Annotated in this window: 11 protein-coding genes and 1 pseudogene; 5 read left to right on the top strand and 7 right to left on the bottom strand. The window is 46.3% G+C overall.

Going from position 1 to position 19,144, the window contains the following annotated elements; all coding sequences use genetic code 11:
• Positions 1-79: 79 nt before the first annotated feature.
• The gene (locus tag AB4Z30_RS22170; protein ID WP_441929626.1) at positions 80-1,276 is read right to left on the bottom strand and encodes a winged helix-turn-helix domain-containing protein; all 1,197 of its coding nucleotides are present in this window, start codon (positions 1,274-1,276) and stop codon (positions 80-82) included.
• A gap of 360 nt (positions 1,277-1,636) precedes the next feature.
• Positions 1,637-2,206, bottom strand: coding sequence for an SF0329 family protein (locus AB4Z30_RS22175; protein ID WP_441929627.1), 570 nt, complete (start codon positions 2,204-2,206; stop codon positions 1,637-1,639).
• 254 nt (positions 2,207-2,460) lie between these two features.
• On the opposite strand from AB4Z30_RS22175, the gene AB4Z30_RS22180 reads away from it, so the two are divergent.
• The 3 genes from AB4Z30_RS22180 to AB4Z30_RS22190 all read left to right on the top strand — a co-directional run bounded on the left by AB4Z30_RS22180 (position 2,461) and on the right by AB4Z30_RS22190 (position 6,483).
• A complete protein-coding gene (locus tag AB4Z30_RS22180; protein ID WP_441929628.1) occupies positions 2,461-3,516 on the top strand; it encodes an ankyrin repeat domain-containing protein in 1,056 nt (351 codons plus the stop codon).
• 124 nt (positions 3,517-3,640) lie between these two features.
• The gene (locus tag AB4Z30_RS22185; RefSeq protein WP_441929629.1) at positions 3,641-5,800 is read left to right on the top strand and encodes an ATP-binding protein; all 2,160 of its coding nucleotides are present in this window, start codon (positions 3,641-3,643) and stop codon (positions 5,798-5,800) included.
• Positions 5,797-6,483 (top strand): response regulator transcription factor, encoded by a 687-nt coding sequence (locus AB4Z30_RS22190; protein WP_441929630.1) that lies wholly within the window; start codon positions 5,797-5,799, stop codon positions 6,481-6,483. Before AB4Z30_RS22185 ends, AB4Z30_RS22190 begins: the two co-directional genes overlap by 4 nt.
• A gap of 346 nt (positions 6,484-6,829) precedes the next feature.
• Here AB4Z30_RS22190 and AB4Z30_RS22195 read toward each other — a convergent pair whose 3' ends face one another.
• Positions 6,830-7,831: a tRNA dihydrouridine synthase gene (locus AB4Z30_RS22195; RefSeq protein WP_441929631.1), complete on the bottom strand. Its 1,002-nt coding sequence runs from the start codon at positions 7,829-7,831 to the stop codon at positions 6,830-6,832.
• A gap of 103 nt (positions 7,832-7,934) precedes the next feature.
• Here AB4Z30_RS22195 and AB4Z30_RS22200 point away from each other — a divergent pair.
• Positions 7,935-8,009, top strand: a pseudogene (locus tag AB4Z30_RS22200) (DinB family protein); the annotation flags it as partial.
• 115 nt (positions 8,010-8,124) lie between these two features.
• Complete coding sequence (locus AB4Z30_RS22205; RefSeq protein WP_441929632.1) at positions 8,125-8,331, top strand: DUF2536 family protein; 207 nt, start codon at positions 8,125-8,127, stop codon at positions 8,329-8,331.
• Positions 8,332-8,473: 142 nt separating this feature from the next.
• Here the strand turns inward: AB4Z30_RS22205 and AB4Z30_RS22210 are convergent, their stop codons facing one another.
• The 4 genes from AB4Z30_RS22210 to AB4Z30_RS22225 all read right to left on the bottom strand — a co-directional run bounded on the left by AB4Z30_RS22210 (position 8,474) and on the right by AB4Z30_RS22225 (position 19,042).
• The gene (locus tag AB4Z30_RS22210; RefSeq protein WP_441929633.1) at positions 8,474-9,298 is read right to left on the bottom strand and encodes a VanW family protein; all 825 of its coding nucleotides are present in this window, start codon (positions 9,296-9,298) and stop codon (positions 8,474-8,476) included.
• Between the two features lie 156 nt (positions 9,299-9,454).
• Positions 9,455-14,599: an S-layer homology domain-containing protein gene (locus tag AB4Z30_RS22215; protein WP_441929634.1), complete on the bottom strand. Its 5,145-nt coding sequence runs from the start codon at positions 14,597-14,599 to the stop codon at positions 9,455-9,457.
• 244 nt (positions 14,600-14,843) lie between these two features.
• Positions 14,844-17,897, bottom strand: a complete 3,054-nt coding sequence (locus tag AB4Z30_RS22220; protein ID WP_441929635.1) for a hybrid sensor histidine kinase/response regulator — start codon at positions 17,895-17,897, stop codon at positions 14,844-14,846.
• Positions 17,897-19,042, bottom strand: coding sequence for a response regulator (locus AB4Z30_RS22225; protein WP_441929636.1), 1,146 nt, complete (start codon positions 19,040-19,042; stop codon positions 17,897-17,899). Before AB4Z30_RS22225 ends, AB4Z30_RS22220 begins: the two co-directional genes overlap by 1 nt.
• Between the last annotated feature and the right edge of the window lie 102 nt (positions 19,043-19,144).

Genomic DNA, 19,144 nt, shown 5'->3' on the forward strand with positions numbered 1-19,144 from the left:
AAAGCATGACTAGTTATAGCTTTAGGCTATATCAAGTGAAATTCAAAACATATATCATCTTCAACTTTGGTTTTTATGCTTATCCCTCTATTGAAATCGTCTCGCAGTCATTGAATATTGAAAACCGCTCGAAGCATTGCTTCACCACGGCTACAAGTTCTTTGGTGGGCTGAATGTCTTTTTCGTACCAGACATGTTTAACAACCAGCCTTTTGAATTTACGTTCCACAATAATCTCCGCTCTGCCAATGAACCGATCTCCATACAATAAAGGTAGCACATAATAACCGAATTTCCGTTTGAGAGCCGGCGTATAGATCTCCCATTTATAGTCAAACTCAAACAATGCATAAATAAGCTTCCTATCCCACATTAGATTATCCAGTGGAGCAATTAATTCGCAACGCTCTTGTAACTCCGGACTTTGCAGTATGCGTTCAATCGAAGGCAAGTCTTCTGCACGGCAGTATAATCGTTCCTTCATCTGTTCTACCTCAACAGCAACAATGCGCTCCTCCAGCAATAGCTCTTGAAAGGCTCTGTTCCGCTGCTCCGTTTTTAACCCCCATATATTAAGCCAGGCATCCGATGCACGATTCCACAGCAAGCCAACTGCACCGATTCGGCGCAATACTCTCCACTTGTGATGTTCTGATTCGTTCAACAACGGATCTGTCGCATGCAACAAATCGGCCTGTATGTATTTCTCAGCCAGATCATAATATTTACGTGTTCCCTTTTTGTGATGGATAATCAGTTCACCTGTCGAGTACATCTGCTCTAACACCGAGCGCGAGACATTGTTCCCACTACTCCAGTGAATGGCTGAACGCCAAGTGAAGTCTCCTTCTAATTGCAAGGCATTTAATTCATTCGAACTTACCGGACCAACCTGCTGTGTATGAGCCCGTACTTGTCCTATCAGTGTCTCCATCTGGGGATAGCTTTCTGCATGTTGTCTGGCAGCTTGTCTGTACCGTTCGAAATAAGGCCAGTCCTCCACCCGAATTATAGCAAGATTCTTGTCGGGATAATCGATCAGCAATCGATCCTGATACAATAATTCGTCGAGCATGTTCTTGCTAAACCCACTGATGCGTGACTGTAGTACTAATTCGGCATTCTTTCCACAGATATCAATAGGATCATATTGAATGCAGCCAACCTGTCTTGTAAATTCCATGATCCCTGACTTTCCGACAAATTGATGCTCTCCCATTAACCCATGCTTTAACAATAAAAACTGCCTGGCTTGCTGTTTAGTTAATCGTAACATTGGACGTATCCACCCCTTAACAAGTTCAACCGCAGTAATCCCCCGAATATGTATAAAATATAGCACAATAAAAACATATGTTCTCATTCTATTTTAACTTTTTTGAAGCATGAAAACAATATGTAGTACAAAATCACAATAAAAAATCCAAATTTTGTTGGAGTCTTGGTTAGCTACTGTCCGATAAACACAAGTAGACCGCCCCCCTTGCAAAGGTCGCGGTCTACTTGGTCGTGTATCCTCTTGTTTGAAGCCCACCGCCCTTAAAAGCGGCTATTGTGCAAAGAGTCGTGTTACAGCACGGCTCTCTTTGCAATATAAGCTGTTTATAAGCTTAGTATAACTTGCGAAATTCAAATTTCACACCGTTCTGCGGCGAAGTTCGTAAAAATACTGCACGGCAGAATGCTTCATTTTAATCGATTCCGACATGTTCAGAATCCGCTTTTTGCCCACCCGTCTATCGATCAGCGCCAGAATATTGAGCAGAATGTCATTGCTCTCCAGATTGTCCTCGATTGAAGTGGCTAGAAACGTCGTTGCTACCGCTGTAAAATTAGATTTGCTTAACGCAGCTTGAGCCGCTAACAGCTCTTTGGCATGAGATGTGCTTTTTCTACCTCGCACCATGATTTCAAGACGTTCTTCCGGGACAGCGCCTTTGGTTTCTTTGCGGATGGCTTCAATCTCTTCCATACTTACAGGAATGACGATATTCGGATCATTTTTAATCTCCTGATCGCTCTGATACCACCGAATGGGTGTGGTCGTATCCGCCATATTGAGGATATTCTTCTGATCCACGGTCAGATAACCACTCCCTGATTTATCCGGTGAATAGCGATAACTGGTTGCCCGGTACGCTACGGTTCCGGCCAGTGCCGGGCTAAGGAAACTCTCTAATTGTTGTTTTAATTTACTCCAGGACATATATCCTCCTATTCTCAGCAAAGCTTCAGGCAGAACATTTACCTAAAGTATAGCACAGCACAACGATACGCCCTCCAATAGCTATAGAACAAAGGAATAGTTCACCTTTGAAGGCAGCTGAGTGTTTGGTTCTCAATGGACATGTGTGATAAAATTTGGTAATCATTGCAATCTACTCTATCATCGCCAATCACTCTGGAACCTGATTACCTATCATTAGAGATCTTATACTCACGAAGGAGAGGGAGATATTAATGACAAAGAAGCAAACAACATTACCTGCTAATCTGGAACAGCTTTTTAAGAATAAAGATATTCATGCGATAAAAGAAGTTTTCGAACATTGCGAATGGGATGCAATCGGGGGGTATAGCAAAGGCACCGCGCTCAGCTTTCGGCATATTCCAGATGAGATTATTCACTGGCTTGCGGAGCAAGGAGCCGATCTGAATGCACGTGACAAATACCAACGTACACCCTTACATGCTCATGCTTCACATTGGTCGGGGAACGTAGCACTACTTCTTGAACGCGGTGCCGATCTGAATGCGGTAGACTACACCAACGAAACCCCTTTGCATGCAGCAGTGAATTCATATAGAACACCGGCGGTTCAAGAGTTGATAAGCCACGGGGCTAAGATTGATGTGGAAAATAACCAGGGAAATACTCCGCTGGCCAAGGGATTAATCAATTGCCGGAATAGCGATATTGTTAACATGTCAGAGATTTCCTCCATTCTGCTGAATGCTGGAGCAACGATCACCCCCGCAATGAAGGAGTCGGTGAAACGAATCGGCAAGGATTTTGAATTCGTCCGTGAAAATTATAATAAAGACAAGGTTAATGAAGTGTCGGACGCACTGGACAAGTTGTATCGACAATTTGATGTTAAACCTGTGGCCAATCGGATCATGCATGATGGAACAAGCCCCATCCATGTAAAGGCAGATCACTGGTCCAAGCAACACCAAGAGCTGTGGGCGTATCTCATTCCTCCACAGGGTCATGCCTCAACGGTTCAGGGCGAGGTCATTCGTATTACCGGGCGCATCTCTGATGAAGTATTGCGCAATGGTGGTGGAAACTGGGATGCAGATTATCGTAAGATGCTGGCTACCTTGGTTCAGCACTTAGGCACCGGTTCTCCGCTAAACCCGACTCTCTTACAAGAGGCACACGACTTGGCACACAAGCTACGCAATGGATCGGATTATGATGCACCTGCCCGATTAAGTGAGCTAGCCGTGTTATGGGTGCTGGATAATCCTTATCCAGTCGCATTGGTAGAACCGGAATATAAACGCTGATTTCCATAAGAATCAACCCTATCTTTAAGTTTTCATCTCAACTACTCACACATTTTCTTAGGTTGATGCTATCATGAAGATATTCAGATATTTATAGCGAATTTTGTAGATTGGGGTCGACTTCATGATCAGGGATATTCTTCGAGTCAGTTCTCGTACGATCTTGCTTCACATTACGTTTGTTGTTGTTATCGGTGCGGCCATAAGCTATGCCATCATGTCTTCTCCAGAACCCCCCCCCATTCGAAGCGAACAAGGCATACTCGATTTAACTCGGGACCACATTCGTACGAACCCTGTAAAGTTAGAGGGGGAATGGACATTTTACTGGCATGAGTTGCTTTCGCCTGAGGATATACGAAGTCGTATGGAAATGGGTGGACATTCTGACCGATATATCAATATCCCTGGATCATGGTTAGGCTACCGATTGGATGGTCAAGAACTGACAGGAGAAGGCTTTGCCACTTTTCGTCTGCTCATTACGCTTAGCGAGCAGGACAGAAATGAGCGACTTGCGCTGCGGCTACCTACCATTTTCCATGCATATAAACTATGGGTAAATGGAGAACTGCTGACAGCAGCCGGTACGGTTGGTCAGGACAAAAGTGACATGACACCGCAATTGGCAACAAGACTGGTGTTCTTCCAGCCCAAGAGCGACACGGTAGAACTAGTGATACAAGTATCCAATTTCTATCATAATCGTGGCGGTATCACCAAGGAAATAGAACTAGGTGGCAGTAACGTATTAACGGTCCAGACTAAACTGAATGTTGCCACAGACATGTTTATAACGGCAAGTCTGCTCGTCATTGGCATATATAATCTGATGTTGTTCTTGCTCCGCCGTCAGGACAGAGCACCGTTATACTTTGGTCTGTTCACCTTGTTGTTTGGCATCCGATCCATGTTGAATGGCGAGCTGATGTTTACACAGTTTTTCCCTGATTTCCCGTGGGAATTGCAGTTCAAGATGGAGTATCTGGCTCTTTCTCTTGGCGGCTATATCATTACCAAGTATTTTGAATGTATTTTCCCGAATTATGTCACGCGATGGTTCCGTCTTGGCAGCCGGATCGCAACGGGCATACTCTGCCTGGTTGTTGTCGTAACCCCTGCACTGATCTATACCAAAATGTTAATGCTGATTGGTGCGGTCGTTGTTCTTCATATGGCATATCTGATGATTGGACTAGCCAAAGCGGCTATGCAGCATATGGAGGGGGCTCTGATTTTCCTACTCGTATCCGTGGTTGCTATGGTTACCGTGATTAACGACTTCTTATATTACAATGAGTGGTCGCCAATCGGAAATACATCACCGATGGGTTTGTTAATATTTACGATTGCACAGCTGATTCTGGTTTCTTCAAGATTCACAAGGGCCGCAACAAACGAGGTACGGATTGCCCGTGAGCTTCAGGAAGCGAATGACAGGCTTACCGATATGAATACCAATTTGGAGCAACTCGTGAAGGAACGCACATATGCACTATCTGCAGCTCATGAAGACCTGCGTACATCGTATGAGCAGTTACTCCGCTCGGAGCATGGAAGGAAGAAGCTACTCGCCTACATAACCCATGATTTGCGACTGCCGCTGTCCAGCATGCTCGGTTATGTCGAAGCTGTAAAAGACAGGGTGAAGCCGGAGCGCAATGAACAGTACCTGAAGTATATCCGTGATAACACGATACGGATTAATCATATGATCGGAGAGTTGTCCTACTTGTCGCATCTGGAGACGGGACAAGTAGAATATCAAATGGAGACGGTTCATGCCGCCGAATTCCTACATCGTTTTTTTGAACAATATGAGCTGGTTGTGCTTGACGCAGGATTAGATTTCACACAGGATATCGGAAAAGGAGAAGATCATCGCGCTGACTTTCCGATCATTGAGATCGATGAGCAAAGATTAGAACAGGCGTTGTTTAATCTCGTATCAAATGCGATGAAGTTCACCTCAACTGGTGGAAGTATACGTCTTGCTCTAGCCGTGGACGAGACAAAAGATCATCCTAGTGTGATCATTAGTGTACAAGACTCTGGCATGGGTATTCCCCCGGACCAACTCGAACAAATCTTTGATCGCAATTACAGATATGATCGGCCAAGCCCAGACATAAAAGTAGAGGGTAGCGGACTCGGACTTGCGATTTGCAGGGAAATTGTACAAGCGCATGAAGGGATTGTTCAAGCGGACAGCGATGGCGAGACGGGATCGATATTTTATATATCGCTGCCACTGTATTCAAAAAACAGGAAGGTGACAGCATGAAGGACACGTACAAAATTATGATCGTCGATGACGATCCCCATATATGCGAGATTGTTCAGGCATATTGTGAACGAGAAGGTTTTAGTTCCTCATACAGCCACACCGGGACAGAAGCAATGCAGCTGCTTACATCATTTAACCCGGATTTGATTGTGCTGGATGTGATGCTGGTGAATGAAAGCGGCATTGACTGGTGCAGGAGCGCACGGGTCTATACCGATGCTCCGATCTTGTTTTTGAGCAGCCATGAGGAAGATGAGGTAAAGATCAGTGCATTAACCGATGGCGGCGACGATTATGTGACCAAACCGTTCAGTCCGGGCGTGCTCATGGCTAAAATCAAGGCTCACCTTCGCAGAGTATCGACAAGCAGACGGGAACAACTGTTGGAGTTACCAGGAATGACACTGGATTTCTATGCACAGTCCGTTAACATAGGCAGTAAACCGATCTTTTTATCCAAAAAAGAATTTAGTCTACTCTCCTATATGGCACAAAATGTGAATCGGGTCATCTCTGTCGATACGTTGTTCAATCTCGTCTGGGGTATGGAAAGTCTGGAGGATACGAGAACAGTCGCTGTACATATCAGTAATCTACGAAAAAAAATTGAGGATGATCCTCTCCATCCCGAGAGAATTATTACGATTCGGGGAGCCGGGTACATGCTGGCCTCGTCATAACTATTTTCATATTTCAACTCAGCTTTAGTATTTTCAACTCAGCGATTTGCTGGTTAAGCACCAACCTTTAGCTGCATGTTGCCATGATAAGCGCAGGACGTGTACTGGAATCTCTGGTCGATGTGATCAACCATTCCGGTAACGTCTTTTTATTTTGTGAAAATATAAAAAAGGCTGCTCTTATGCAGTTATTTCTGCAAAAATAAAAAAAGCCCAAGCGGTCATCCCGCTTGAGCGATTTGGTAATGGATACCTCTCCATTCTCACAAATTCTCCTGTTATGAGACACCCGAAGTGCTGCCTTCAATTACAATTTTACAGCAACAAGGGTATACTAAGGGCGATTTCAAATACTTTTTTCTTCCGCCTCCGCCTTCTCTACCTGTTCCTTCCTTACGAACTCATCCAGCAACTCACGCACTTTAGCGGTTGTCTTGGCGTTCATCAAGTTACCTCTCAGCTCACTTGCACCGCGGAATCCACGAACATAGATTTTGAAAAAACGCGCCAGCGGGCTGAACGAACGTGGTTCCAGCTCGGAATATTGATCATGCAGATCCAGATGCAGCCGCAGCAGATGAAGGAACTCCTCCGTCGTGTGCTCCCTCGGCTCCTTCTCAAAGGCAAACGGATTCTGGAATATGCCCCGTCCAATCATAATGCCATCCACACCGTACTGCTCTGCCAGTTTCAGGCCAGCTTCACGGTCAAGGATATCCCCGTTGATGGTTAGCAGCGTATTCGGTGCGATCTCATCCCGCAGTTTTTTGATCTCGGGAATCAACTCCCAGTGGGCTTCCACCTTGCTCATTTCCTCTCTTGTGCGCAGGTGAATGGACAGATTCACAATATCTTGCTGCAAAATATGAGTTAACCAGTCGCGCCATTCATCGACCTCGGTGAATCCCAGTCTTGTTTTGACGCTGACCGGCAAGCCTCCAGCTTTCGCCGCTTGAATAATCTCCGCAGCAAGGGAAGGTCGGCAGATCAGACCGCTCCCTTTGCCGTTCTCCGCTACATTGGCTACAGGACAGCCCATGTTAATATCAATGCCCTTGAACCCTTCCTTCGCCATGCCAATGCTCATCTCGCGGAAAAACTCCGGCTTGTCCCCCCAAATATGCGCCACAATCGGCTGCTCATCTTCGGTAAACGTTAACCGTCCGCGCACACTTTTGTTGCCTTCCGGGTGACAATAACTTTCTGTATTCGCAAACTCGGTAAAAAAAACATCCGGTCTGCCCGCCTCACTGACGACATGCCGAAATACAACATCCGTCACATCCTCCATCGGTGCAAGTATGAAAAATGGTCGTGGCAATTCACGCCAAAAATTGTCTTTCGTCATATCCAAAACCTCTCTATGCATACTAGGAAAATTCTTTATCCTGAAAATATTCAAACATCTGTAGCTCAATTATATCACACCCCTCAAAGAAGCATAGTTTCATCATCGAGGGCAGATTACGAAAATCGCAAGACTACTCGGGACCACTCCTCCCAAAATGAATTTATCTAAAATATAATAATCACATTCAGCTTCACTGGTTTTCACTTGCTGATCTTTACAAGCTCCTCTACAATTAATCTCGGCAGGCTCTGGATTGGGCCAATTGTATACAATGGAGGTCTACATCACATATGGAAATTTCACTGGATATGATCAAAGACAAGGTTGAATGTCTTCAAGCTTATGATTTTCAGGAACTGGAGCGAGCAATCGATGATCGAATCGGTATGAACAAAGCTCTTCTTTTGCGCGTAAAGCTGGTTCAGCACCAAGTCACATTTGACCCTGTTCGCAATAAAATGCTGTATAGTGCTGTAGTGCATTTTGCAGTAGCTTGATGGGTTCATGCGAAGTTCATGCGGGATTACGCGATATCGGATGGAGCACAACGAGCAGGTTATCCAAGAGATAACCCGCTCGTTGTATTTATGAATTTTAAACTTTATATAAAATGCCATCTGTCACAGGATTAACACACAACTAACCACTTATCACGGATTCAGTGAGTAGTGGAGAATACATCATAAGTGCATTGTTTTCCGTAATAAATTCATCGTTAACTAACTCGCCCTCTGGATTAAAAACACGCCGATGTAACACATTATTCCTTACATAACCTCCCCAATGCTGCTGCTGGATACGGTGCTGTTTCTCGTAGATCTCATAAGAATACAAAGCTTTCTCTTCTGCACGCCATTCCCCTCGCAACACATGATCTTTCAACTCCAGATGAAGCTGGTAGGATATTGACGTAGAATTGGAGACCATCAGATCCAGGTAGTTATATGCACACGTTGCCCCACTGCCAAACGGCTGCGTACGATTAGAGTCTGGGAAAACATCATAACTATGCCGATGACGCTCCACAACAGTGAGCGGTGTATGAAGTGTCATCCAATAAATAAGATTTGAGAGCTGACAAAGCCCTCCGCCAACCCCCGGTTTGAAGCCACCATAAAATAATATCATGCCCGGAACATAACCTTTGCGAACTGTCGTTTTGCCGATCAGCTTCCAATAGGACATCGTTTCACCCGGTCGCAGGATAAGTCCATTAAGTCGCCCGATCGCAATCGACAGATTGATTTCTTTGTTATGCTGAAGCCACATATCCACGTCCTTCAGCTTTCGCAGGGTGGGTGTTTCATGGTGAAATACAACATGTGGAAGCTTTTCAGCTGAGAAGGTTTTTGCAAATGAAATGCCACCAACAAGCCATTTCGCATACCTTCGCCAAGTATAATATGTTTTTCCCAACATCAGCCGCAGCTTGGATCTCGGAATGGGTTTGTTCATGGATTGCATCAGTCCTCCTTTTACCATATTATGACGTTTCCATTGTGCATTGGGTTACGACAGGCTTACAGTTTGCTTACTAAAATGAAAGAAATGCCACCCCGTTGAATCCCGTATAAAAAAAGCAGAACAACAGGCTCATAAAGCCCATGTTCTGCTTTTGCATTAGATCAGATCCGATTTTTGCAACAAGCGCTGCAACATAGTCGCAACCTCGGCACGGGTCATCTTGCCCTTTGGTACCAGCAAAGATTGGCTTCGGCCTTGTACAAGTCCTGCCTTCACATTGTCCACTGCACCACTGCGTGCCCAAGGGGATACCTCTGTTACATCATCAAAGCCCTGAAGCGTTACTTCCGGCGATTCGTTGTTCAGTTTGGTTTGGAGTCGGGTGATCTGCATCGCTTTCTCCAGAATCACCATCGCTTGTTCCCGGGTGATGGTGTCATCTGGACGGAAGGTACCATCGTCAAAACCGTTAATTAAGCCGTAGGCATATGCTGTATGAATAGTCCCACTATACCATTGTCCGGATTTCACATCCGAGAAAGCTGTATCTCGACTCTCCACTCGAAGTCCTAGCCCACGAATAACCATTGTTGCGAACTCGGCACGGGTAACTGCTTGATCTGGATTGAAAGTGCCATTACTGAATCCTTCGACAATCATCCGTGATCCCATATCATTGACCGCATTTTTGCCCCAGTGATGTACAACATCACTGAATTCCAGCGGATGCCATACAACGGCATAGGTGCTGTTGGTCAAGCTGTTGATCTGAGCCTCATATCGTCCGTTATTCTTCCGAACTTTGGTTGGCACGTGACGTACAGACCCATCTGGCTCTATAACAACACCTGTCGTGATTTTGTTCGGATCAACGCCGTCTGGAATAACGATCGATCTTTCGACGTAAGCATCAAATTTTTTAATTTCGACAGATTTCTCTCCATAGGAGGCGTTAACTACAAAGTTCAGTGGCGGAGCCACAAGCGTTAGCTCATTTTGTGCCGTTGCCCGCTCCACAATGTTCTTTTCTGCAGCTGTTGGGGATGCAATTTCAACGCGCACCTTGATCGCTTGCATATCTGCCGCTCCTCCAACCTGATCAGCTATTTCCGCAATACGAATCTGACTGGCAGGAACCATGTATGAAGCCTGATCCGTCTTGAATTCCAGAACAGCTTCATATCCCTCCATGGTCCGAATCATTTCACCTGTTAGTTCGCCTACAAAAATATCGTACGACTGATTGATCGGGATGGTGACCACAGCATTTCGCCCTTCTTCAGTTAATCTGTCATTGAGTTTTTTCTGATCAACTACAATGGTCAGAGCCGTTTGCTGGTCTCGTTTGGTTACCGTCGCTTGTCCAGCATTCTCCACCTTGCCGTTCACCAGAATGTCTACACCCGTCGTTGCTGGCTGTGTTGGTGTCGTAGACGGCCCAGGTGCAGTCGCTGCGGGTGGTGTGCTCGGCGAATTGTTAGACGGTACAGAGGTAGCTAATGGAACAACCGCATTGGATGGGACTGATTCTGCACCTTTACCTGCTCCGTTCATTGCTTTCACCGTAAAGGTATAACTTGTTCCATTACTTAATCCGGTAATGGTGATTGGACTGGCATTACCTGTGATTTTCCTCTCTCCTGGTGATACGGTTACTTCATAACCCGTAATTGGGCTACCACCGTCATCCGTCGGTGCTGTAAATTTCAAAACAGCTTGTCCGTCACCCGGAGTTGCTGTCACATCCGTTGGTACCCCTGGCATGTTCGAAGGAATGGCACTAACCAAATTAGAAGCTTCACTCATTCCCCCCACATTCTCTGCTTTTACCACAAAGTAGTAGGTGGTCCCGTTAACCAAATCAGGGATCGTGTATGGTGACGAAGCATTGGCTGTCACTTCCACCCTGTGATTCGGATCAGCATCGGTTGCCATATAAATTCGATATTGCGTAACATCAGGTTCCATATCCCATTTTACCGTGACTTTACGATCTCCGCTCTCTGCTGTCAGATGGCGAGGATTAGCCGGTGCATTCGGCAAGTTTACCGCTTGTGTAACCTTAAAAGTCACAGGCCGCATGTGATCAGCTGTCAAAGTAACCGTAGCCGTATATGTTCCTGCTGGCAAGTCATCTTTGGCATGTACATTGAAACTTGTCTTATCACCCGCTTCCAATTCAACCATGGGCTGCGTGAGGGTAAAAGCATCTGGATCATTACCGTCAAGAGCTGCCGACAAATTAACTAATTTGCCTGTTCCGGTATGTTGAACAGGCACTGTAATCATCTCCTGAGAACCCGAATTATAACCGAGCAACACCGATTGCAATGTCTGATCTGCAATGCCAGCAATCGTATAGGTCGGGGCGGCCGTGACCGTAAGGATCATGGTTCCTTTTTTGCTACTATCTTCTGTAGAGGTCGCGGAAATGACATATTCACCCGGCTCCGCATCGGTAGCCACCGTAACGTAACCCGTATCATCTACGGCAACCTTACTTGTCGTGTCGTTACTATTCCACGTCACACTCACATCAGCATCGCCTGTAACATCCACGGTGGCTGCCAGTTGTCTGCTCTCCCCCTGCATGAGACTCGCCGTAACCGGGGTTACAACCACACTGTTCACGGATGGCACATACGTTACCTTGATTGTTGCTGTTGCCGTTTGGGAAAAATCGTACACCGAGGTCGCCGTAATCGTATAGTCTCCTGGTTCGGCATCCACGGCCACGCTTACGTAACCTGTATTACTCACCGTCACCTTGCCGCTGGAGTCACTGCTTGTCCAATTCACCGTTTCATCCGCTCCACCAACGGCAGTTACAGTCGCGGCAAGTTGCGTGCCTCTTCCTTGTACCACACGGGCACTGTCCGGCTGAATACTGATTCCCTGAACGGCTGGCGCATACGTTACTGTCACAGTGGATGTACCTGCTTTGCTGTTATCTTCCACCGAGGTCGCCGTAATGATGTAATTGCCTGGCACCGCATCGGATGCGACCGTTACATTGCCTGTATTGCTAACCAGCACCTTACCATTAAGGTCGCTACTGCTCCATGTTACCTCCGTCGAAGCTCCCCCAACGACGTCCACGCTGGCTCCCAGCTGCAAGCTATCTCCTTGAACAATGCTTGCAGGATCAGGAGTAACGGTAACACCGTTGACGGCCGGAGCATATGTCACGGTAATCGTTGCTGTAGCTGATTTGCTGCTGTCCACAGTTGAGGTCACCATAATGGAGTAGATGCCGGGTACAGCATCGGACGCGACAGTAACAAAGCCTGTATCACTTACTGCAACCTTGTTATCCGCGTCACTGCTACTCCACGTCACGGTTGTTGCAGCCCCGCCCACCGCGTTTACCGTTGCCGCAAGTTGTCTGCTCTCTCCCTGCATCATGCTATCGTTATCCGGGGTAACGGTGATGCCAGTCACGGCAGGTGCGTATGTCACCGTAATGACCGCTGATCCTTTTTTGCTAGTATCAAACGTGGAGGTCGCCGTAATGGTGTAATCACCCGGAGGCGTATTGGCTGCAACGGATACTTTCCCCGTCCCGTTTACAGTTACTTTATTGTTCGTATCACTGCTGCTCCACGTCACTGTGGTTCGGGCTCCCCCTACGGATGCCACATTGGCCGTAAGCTGTGTACTCTCCCCCTGCAAAAGGCTGGCCGTGCCGGGGTTCACAGTAACACTGTTGACAGCGGGTGCATAAGTCACCGTTACCGTAGCCGTTCCTTTTTTGCTGTTATCATATGTGGAAGTTGCCGTAATCAAGTAATCGCCTGGCACTGCATCCCGAGCAACCCTCACTACTCCCCCAGAATCCACAATTACCTTGTTCGTTGCATCACTACTGCTCCACGTCACCGTCGTTGCAGCCTCACCCACTGCATCCACCACAGCCGTTAGCTGTCTGTTCACACCCTGCTGCATACTCGTTGTAATCGGGCTAACGGTAACACCGTTAACACTAGGCGGAGGTGGGGGCATGTAACTCGCCGCACGAACGTTCGTCACGGATCGATCGTTTTCACTCCATACGGCATAAAGTGCTCCGTTCATTGGTACAACCGAAGGTGTAACTGCCGTTCTGCTGGCTGACGCATTCAAACCACCATTTCTCCCACTTTCAGCCAGTGTCCATCTGTTACCATCATATTTTTTCACACGGATTTTGAAAATAGGTACAGTGTTGACTGTATTTAAACTATATTCAGACCAAACCGCATATAATTGGTTGTTTAATGTTACCAACTTGACAGTTTCGCTGCGTGCTCCCGGAGTCACGCTTATTCCATTGTTACCATCGCCATCAATACTCGACCAGACGCCACCTTCGAACTTCTTCACATGAACTTGCTCGTCCGTACTACTTATTGGTTCCGTCCATGCCACATACAGGATATCATTCATGACCGCAAGTGAGGGATTAATCGGAATCTTCGTAGCAGATCTATTTAACCCAACTCCTCCGTCGGACACCGACCAGTCTAATCCGTCATACCTTAGGACACGCAATTTGTAATTTGGGCCATTGGTCATCTCGTACCATGTTGCATATAAGTCATCTCCCATGACAATCATTGCAGGAGGACTGGAATAACTGGAAGGATTAACGTTCATTCCCCCTGCTCCTCCACCATCTATGCTTGTCCACGTGGTACCGTTATACTTTTTGGCACGCATTTTACCGTCCTCTGTCCACATTGCGTGCAACTCACCTTTATAAGCAGTCAACTTGGGACCAAAAGCATTTGCTGCAGGATTCACATTGATTCCAATAGTGGACCCGCCTTCTGCATTCGTCCACATGGTGCCGTCGTATTTTTTAACCCGGACCTGATCCTTATAAGATGCATTCTTTTCCATCCAGGTCAAGTACAAAGCGTTGTTATACACCGCCAGATCAGGATTTCCAACATCTCTGTTAATATCGGCATTTAGACCATATACTGGCTGGTTCCCATCAATACTCACCCAGCCAGACCCATTAAACTTTTTAACCCTAATCTGGTGGATGGCAGGAGTTGTCTGAATTCGCTCACTCCATGCGACGTAAATCTCCCCATTCCACTCCACTATTGCAGGTGTTTCAGCAGCCATTGCTTGATTTACATTAAGCCCGTTTGCTCCGCCTCCGTCGATGATCGTCCATCCACTGGCCGCTGCCACAGTCTTGTCACCGCCAATTATTAAAGATGGTATCAAGAGAATCATGGCTAAAAATAAATGTGCCATTCTTCGAATAGTGCTGTACCTGTCCCTTGTTGTGCTCACTGAAAATACCACGTCTCGATCCCTCCATCGTATCGTTCTGTTATTGCATCTGTACTTTCAGCTCAGCATATCTGAAGCTACCTTAAAAAAACCTTAAAATAATGACAAAATTCTACTTTTTCAAACAAAAATCTGAGGGGATTAATTCATTTTTTGTCTTACTCGTGCGTTAATTTTAAAAAAAAACAAAAAAGCCCCATCGCTCATACGATAGGACTCATACTTATTACTGGCATATTTCTGCGATTAAGGCTGCTCAGAGCTGCACATCGGGAATACGGAAAGCAACACTCGTTCCATGCCCCGGCTCACTTGTAATATCGAGCGCGGTGCCATATTCAAATCTTAACCGTTTATCAATATTTCGTAATCCAACACCTCGCTCACTGTTCGGTTTAATTTGCTCAAGCAACTGTTGCTGTTGCTCGCGAGAAATTCCGATTCCATCATCGGTTACGGTGAATAACCAATACCCTTCAGCACACACCGCTGTCAATTTGACCTTGCCTCCTTTGATCTGATCACCAATGCCATGGCGAATTGCATTTTCCACTAACGGTTGCAACAATAGAGGTGGCATTGCCACATGATAAGCAGCCTCAGGTATGTCATATTCGAAACAGATGCGATCTCCAAATCTGGCTTTCTCGATCTCTACATACGTTTGGATCAGGCTGAACTCCTCCTCGAACGCAATCCGTTCATCCGTATTACTGAACCGGAAACTCCCCCGCAAGTAATCAGCCAGTGAAACAATCATGTTCCGTGCCTGTTCCACATCTGTATAGCTGGAAGACACAATGCTATTCAGAACGTTATATAGAAAATGTGGCTTGATCTGTGATTGAAGAAAAGCAACCTCCATATCTACTGCTCGTCCCAGTGACTCTTTCATGGCGAGCAGGCTGCCAATTCGTGCTTTCAGTTCCTCAAGATCAAACGGTTTGGGCAGATAATCATTGGCTCCCACCTGAAAGGCCGCCACCTTGTCTTGCGGCTGAAATGCGGCAGTGACCATCAGTACAGGCAACTCCAATAAGGAATAACGCTTGCGGATTTCCTGGCAGACTTCGTATCCAGACATGCCCGGCATCATCAGATCGAGAATGACAAGATCAATTCTCCCCGGTTGTTCAATCTCATAAAGGGCCTCTGCTCCTTTTTTGACAGCAATCACACGATAGTCGAGCGATTGCAGAGCATCCAGCAGAACCTTCAGATTCACGTATTGATCATCAACAATTAACACAGTGCGTTTACCTTCAGCATTGGTAACATAAGGGGTTTGGAATGAATAATTGGTCTTCATAGGCTGTACGTAAGATACAGCCATATGGTCCAAGGACCCGGTGGATTCATCATTTGGATCTGCCACTGGCAGTGTGAAGGTGAAAATTGTCCCCACTCCCGGTGTCGAACTCACAAGAAGCGTTCCCCCTTGCAATTCAACCAGTTGCTTCGCAATGGACAGCCCCAGACCTGTGGCCCGCCGCCCTGTGTTATCAATGGATTTGAACGGTTCGAATATATACGGCAGATCTTCCGGATGGATACCCACTCCTGTATCCCGGACTTCAAACTGAAGCATACCGCTGTGCTCTCTACCGTTAACCACAATCGTCCCGCCGTCCGTATGCTTGATGGAATTATCCAGCAAATTTCCGACGATCTGGCTCAATCGAGCTTCGTCACCATATGCAAGAGGAAGACCTGTCGGCACCTGGTTGAGGAGTTCTACTTCTTTTTCCATACATAGATATGCATAGAAACGGACCTGCATCTCCACAACTGAACGCACGTCGACAGACGCCGGCTCGATTCTAAGTTCACCCTGCTTCAGCTTGGACAAATCCAGAATATCGTAGACAAGCTGAGACAGTTTTTTCGTAATATCAATCATTAATTGAAGCTTTTCTTGTTGGTCAATTCCTGGGGGATTCGTCACATCCTCAAGCATGGATCTGGATATATTCATTACGCCGTGAAGAGGTGTCTTGAATTCATGTGAGGTGCGTGCCAGAAAATCGTCCTTATGTTTGTCCGCTTCCAACAGTTGACCCGAGAGCTCTTCGATTCTCTTAAAGGCGTTGGAGAAGCGGAGTGACATCATAAGCGCAAGCATGAGCAGTACAAGAAATGGCTCGACGGGTGCAATAGAATAGATCGGTACGCCAAAATAAACGTTTAAGTTCTGATTCAGCACCATTGCGTTCAAGGCCATGGCTGCCACAGCGAGGTACCAGCTTCCAGCCACCTTGTTCAGAACAGCGTAGACAAACACATACGTGGCATACAGCAAAGCAAATGTGACATATAAAGACGTCAGAAGACGGAATGGACCTGTCGTGATCTGCGCTGCAAAACCCATATGCAGAAGCAGCAAGGTTGCACCTGCGACCAGCCCTCCTTTGGTAAGCCATTTGTAACTGTAAGGGCGAAAAGCCGTATACACATACAGGAAAAATCCTGCACCAACCCCTACGGTTAGCACCATTTGAATACGGAAGTATAGCCAGAATGGAACTGGACCAATGGCATCAAAGAGCACTCTCTCTCCACTGACACTTGTAAACGCCGCGATAAATACACAGACAAGTCCAAATACAACAAGAGAGTGATCATTCCTGCGCTGGGAAAACAATCCGATGAAATACAGGCCCATGATCAGGAACGCTGTGAGCACAATCCAATCATGAGCTGTTGCACGGTCACGGATACTTGAAATCTGATCTGACTTGCCGAATTGGATTGACTCGCCGATCCCGCTATTTACCCGAAATTCATGATTGGCTACCTCTACGAGGAGATCATTCCATCCTGGCTTTAACGTAAAATAGCTGACATACGGCTTATTAAGTGCCCAATAATTGTCCTTCAGATCAGGCTGCCCGCTGGAGCCTACGACCTGTCCATTGACAATCAGCCTGTTGGAGATAAGGATAGATGCTGTTTTCAACCCGTATACGGTACTGTCCGCCGCAACCAGCAGTCTCAGTCGATAGGTTGCTGTTCCCAGCGTATCCATTTGTTTGGACCATGTTCCCGGAACCTGAATGAATGTGGCTGGTTGATCGCTTTTACCCTCTGTTCCGAGCGGATGGCTAAAGAGTAGACGATGCGGATATAATGTCCATTGTCCGTCGAGCCGAACCACACCGTCTCTTTCGAAATTCCAGTTCCTCAAATCCATGACTCCGTTTGTGGCAATCGGCATCGCTTTTTTATTTATTGTAAAATAAGTCAGCAGCAACCCGTAGGTGGCAAACAACATCGTTATAGTGATTAGTACTGCAAGGAGTTTTCGACTCATCAAACGCTGCGCTCCGATCTTTCCATCGTTTGCTGAAGCAACAGCATCGTTTCTTCCTCCAGTTCTGTTCCCATCTGTACACGAACAGCCTGTTCCAACTGCACACATACACGATGGGCCTCGCTTCGATTCCCGAGTTCCAGATGAACGCGGATTAACGCACGGCCGTCGATTTCGGAATCTGGAACCAGTGTCAGTACACGCTGCAAGCTATCTGCTGCAAGCGAGAGTTCATCTTGGCTTCGATAATGCATATGCCATCTGCGAAGTGCACGCACATACTGCGATTTGATCTCCAGTTGTCTGGCAGTTGCCCATCCAAAATCACAAGTTTCCATATAGTCACCTGTATACATCTGATTCATCTGATCGTAGTCCCTCTCATTCAATAGCTCTTCGGATAGTATTTGATTAAGTATATTTTCAAATGAAGAGACGTCCACTAACATTTCATTCCGTTCTGCGGTGAACCCCTGATTCCCTTTGCTAATATGGATCGGGACTCCGTGCTCCACCAAGCTTTTGCGAAGATAGGACAGACAGGTGTACAGATACGATTTGGCTTTTACGAGGTCGTACCCCGGCCACAATGCCTCAATAATAACGGGAGCGTTAACACGTTTCCCTTCATGATGGATCAGGAATGCGCAAAGCTCCCGTTCTTTTTTCGTTTTCCAAACGATTTCCTTGCTAGGTTCACCAGGCAATATAATCTGAAAGCCTCCAAGACACTGCACAAGCGGAATAGGACCTTTGTTGGGTTCAGGTCGATTGGCAGGTTCCTGCAAATGTTTATTGATGCGTGCCAGTGTACTCTGTAATCGCCCCGTCGTAAAAGGCTTTAACAAATAATCCGTTGATTCGATTTCAAATGCTTCCACTGCATATTCTGCATAGGCTGTCGTAAATACGATAGGTATTTCAGGAAACACACTTCGGATGTGACGAGCTGCTTGTGTACCTTTCATACCCGGCATTTGAATATCTAAAAATACGGCATCTACCGTTATTTTTTTCAAGTCATCTAGAGCCTGAATGGGGTTCAAGTATCTTCCCACAATTTCCACATTCCCAATCTGACCAAGCAATATTTCAAGCAAATCAAGTGCAGCTTCTTCATCGTCAATCAACATGACACGCACCATCGGCTTCAATCTCCTTTTCCGTTCATGTTAAAGGTTGGCGGCTTTTTATTATAATACTTATCGGGTATTCGACTTGATCATTTTAGATGAAACAGGGATTAG

This window comes from Paenibacillus sp. 2TAF8 (genome assembly GCF_052114825.1).
Classification (GTDB): domain Bacteria; phylum Bacillota; class Bacilli; order Paenibacillales; family Paenibacillaceae; genus Paenibacillus.

Excerpts from the sequence above, each read along its gene's own strand:
- AB4Z30_RS22170 (WP_441929626.1), bottom strand. The coding sequence starts at position 1,276 with ATGTTACGATTAACTAAACAGCAAGCCAGGCAGTTTTTATTGTTAAAG.
- AB4Z30_RS22175 (WP_441929627.1), bottom strand. The coding sequence starts at position 2,206 with ATGTCCTGGAGTAAATTAAAACAACAATTAGAGAGTTTCCTTAGCCCG.
- AB4Z30_RS22180 (WP_441929628.1), top strand. The coding sequence starts at position 2,461 with ATGACAAAGAAGCAAACAACATTACCTGCTAATCTGGAACAGCTTTTT.
- AB4Z30_RS22185 (WP_441929629.1), top strand. The coding sequence starts at position 3,641 with ATGATCAGGGATATTCTTCGAGTCAGTTCTCGTACGATCTTGCTTCAC.
- AB4Z30_RS22190 (WP_441929630.1), top strand. The coding sequence starts at position 5,797 with ATGAAGGACACGTACAAAATTATGATCGTCGATGACGATCCCCATATA.
- AB4Z30_RS22195 (WP_441929631.1), bottom strand. The coding sequence starts at position 7,831 with ATGACGAAAGACAATTTTTGGCGTGAATTGCCACGACCATTTTTCATA.
- AB4Z30_RS22205 (WP_441929632.1), top strand. The coding sequence starts at position 8,125 with ATGGAAATTTCACTGGATATGATCAAAGACAAGGTTGAATGTCTTCAA.
- AB4Z30_RS22210 (WP_441929633.1), bottom strand. The coding sequence starts at position 9,298 with ATGCAATCCATGAACAAACCCATTCCGAGATCCAAGCTGCGGCTGATG.
- AB4Z30_RS22220 (WP_441929635.1), bottom strand. The coding sequence starts at position 17,897 with ATGAGTCGAAAACTCCTTGCAGTACTAATCACTATAACGATGTTGTTT.
- AB4Z30_RS22225 (WP_441929636.1), bottom strand. The coding sequence starts at position 19,042 with ATGGTGCGTGTCATGTTGATTGACGATGAAGAAGCTGCACTTGATTTG.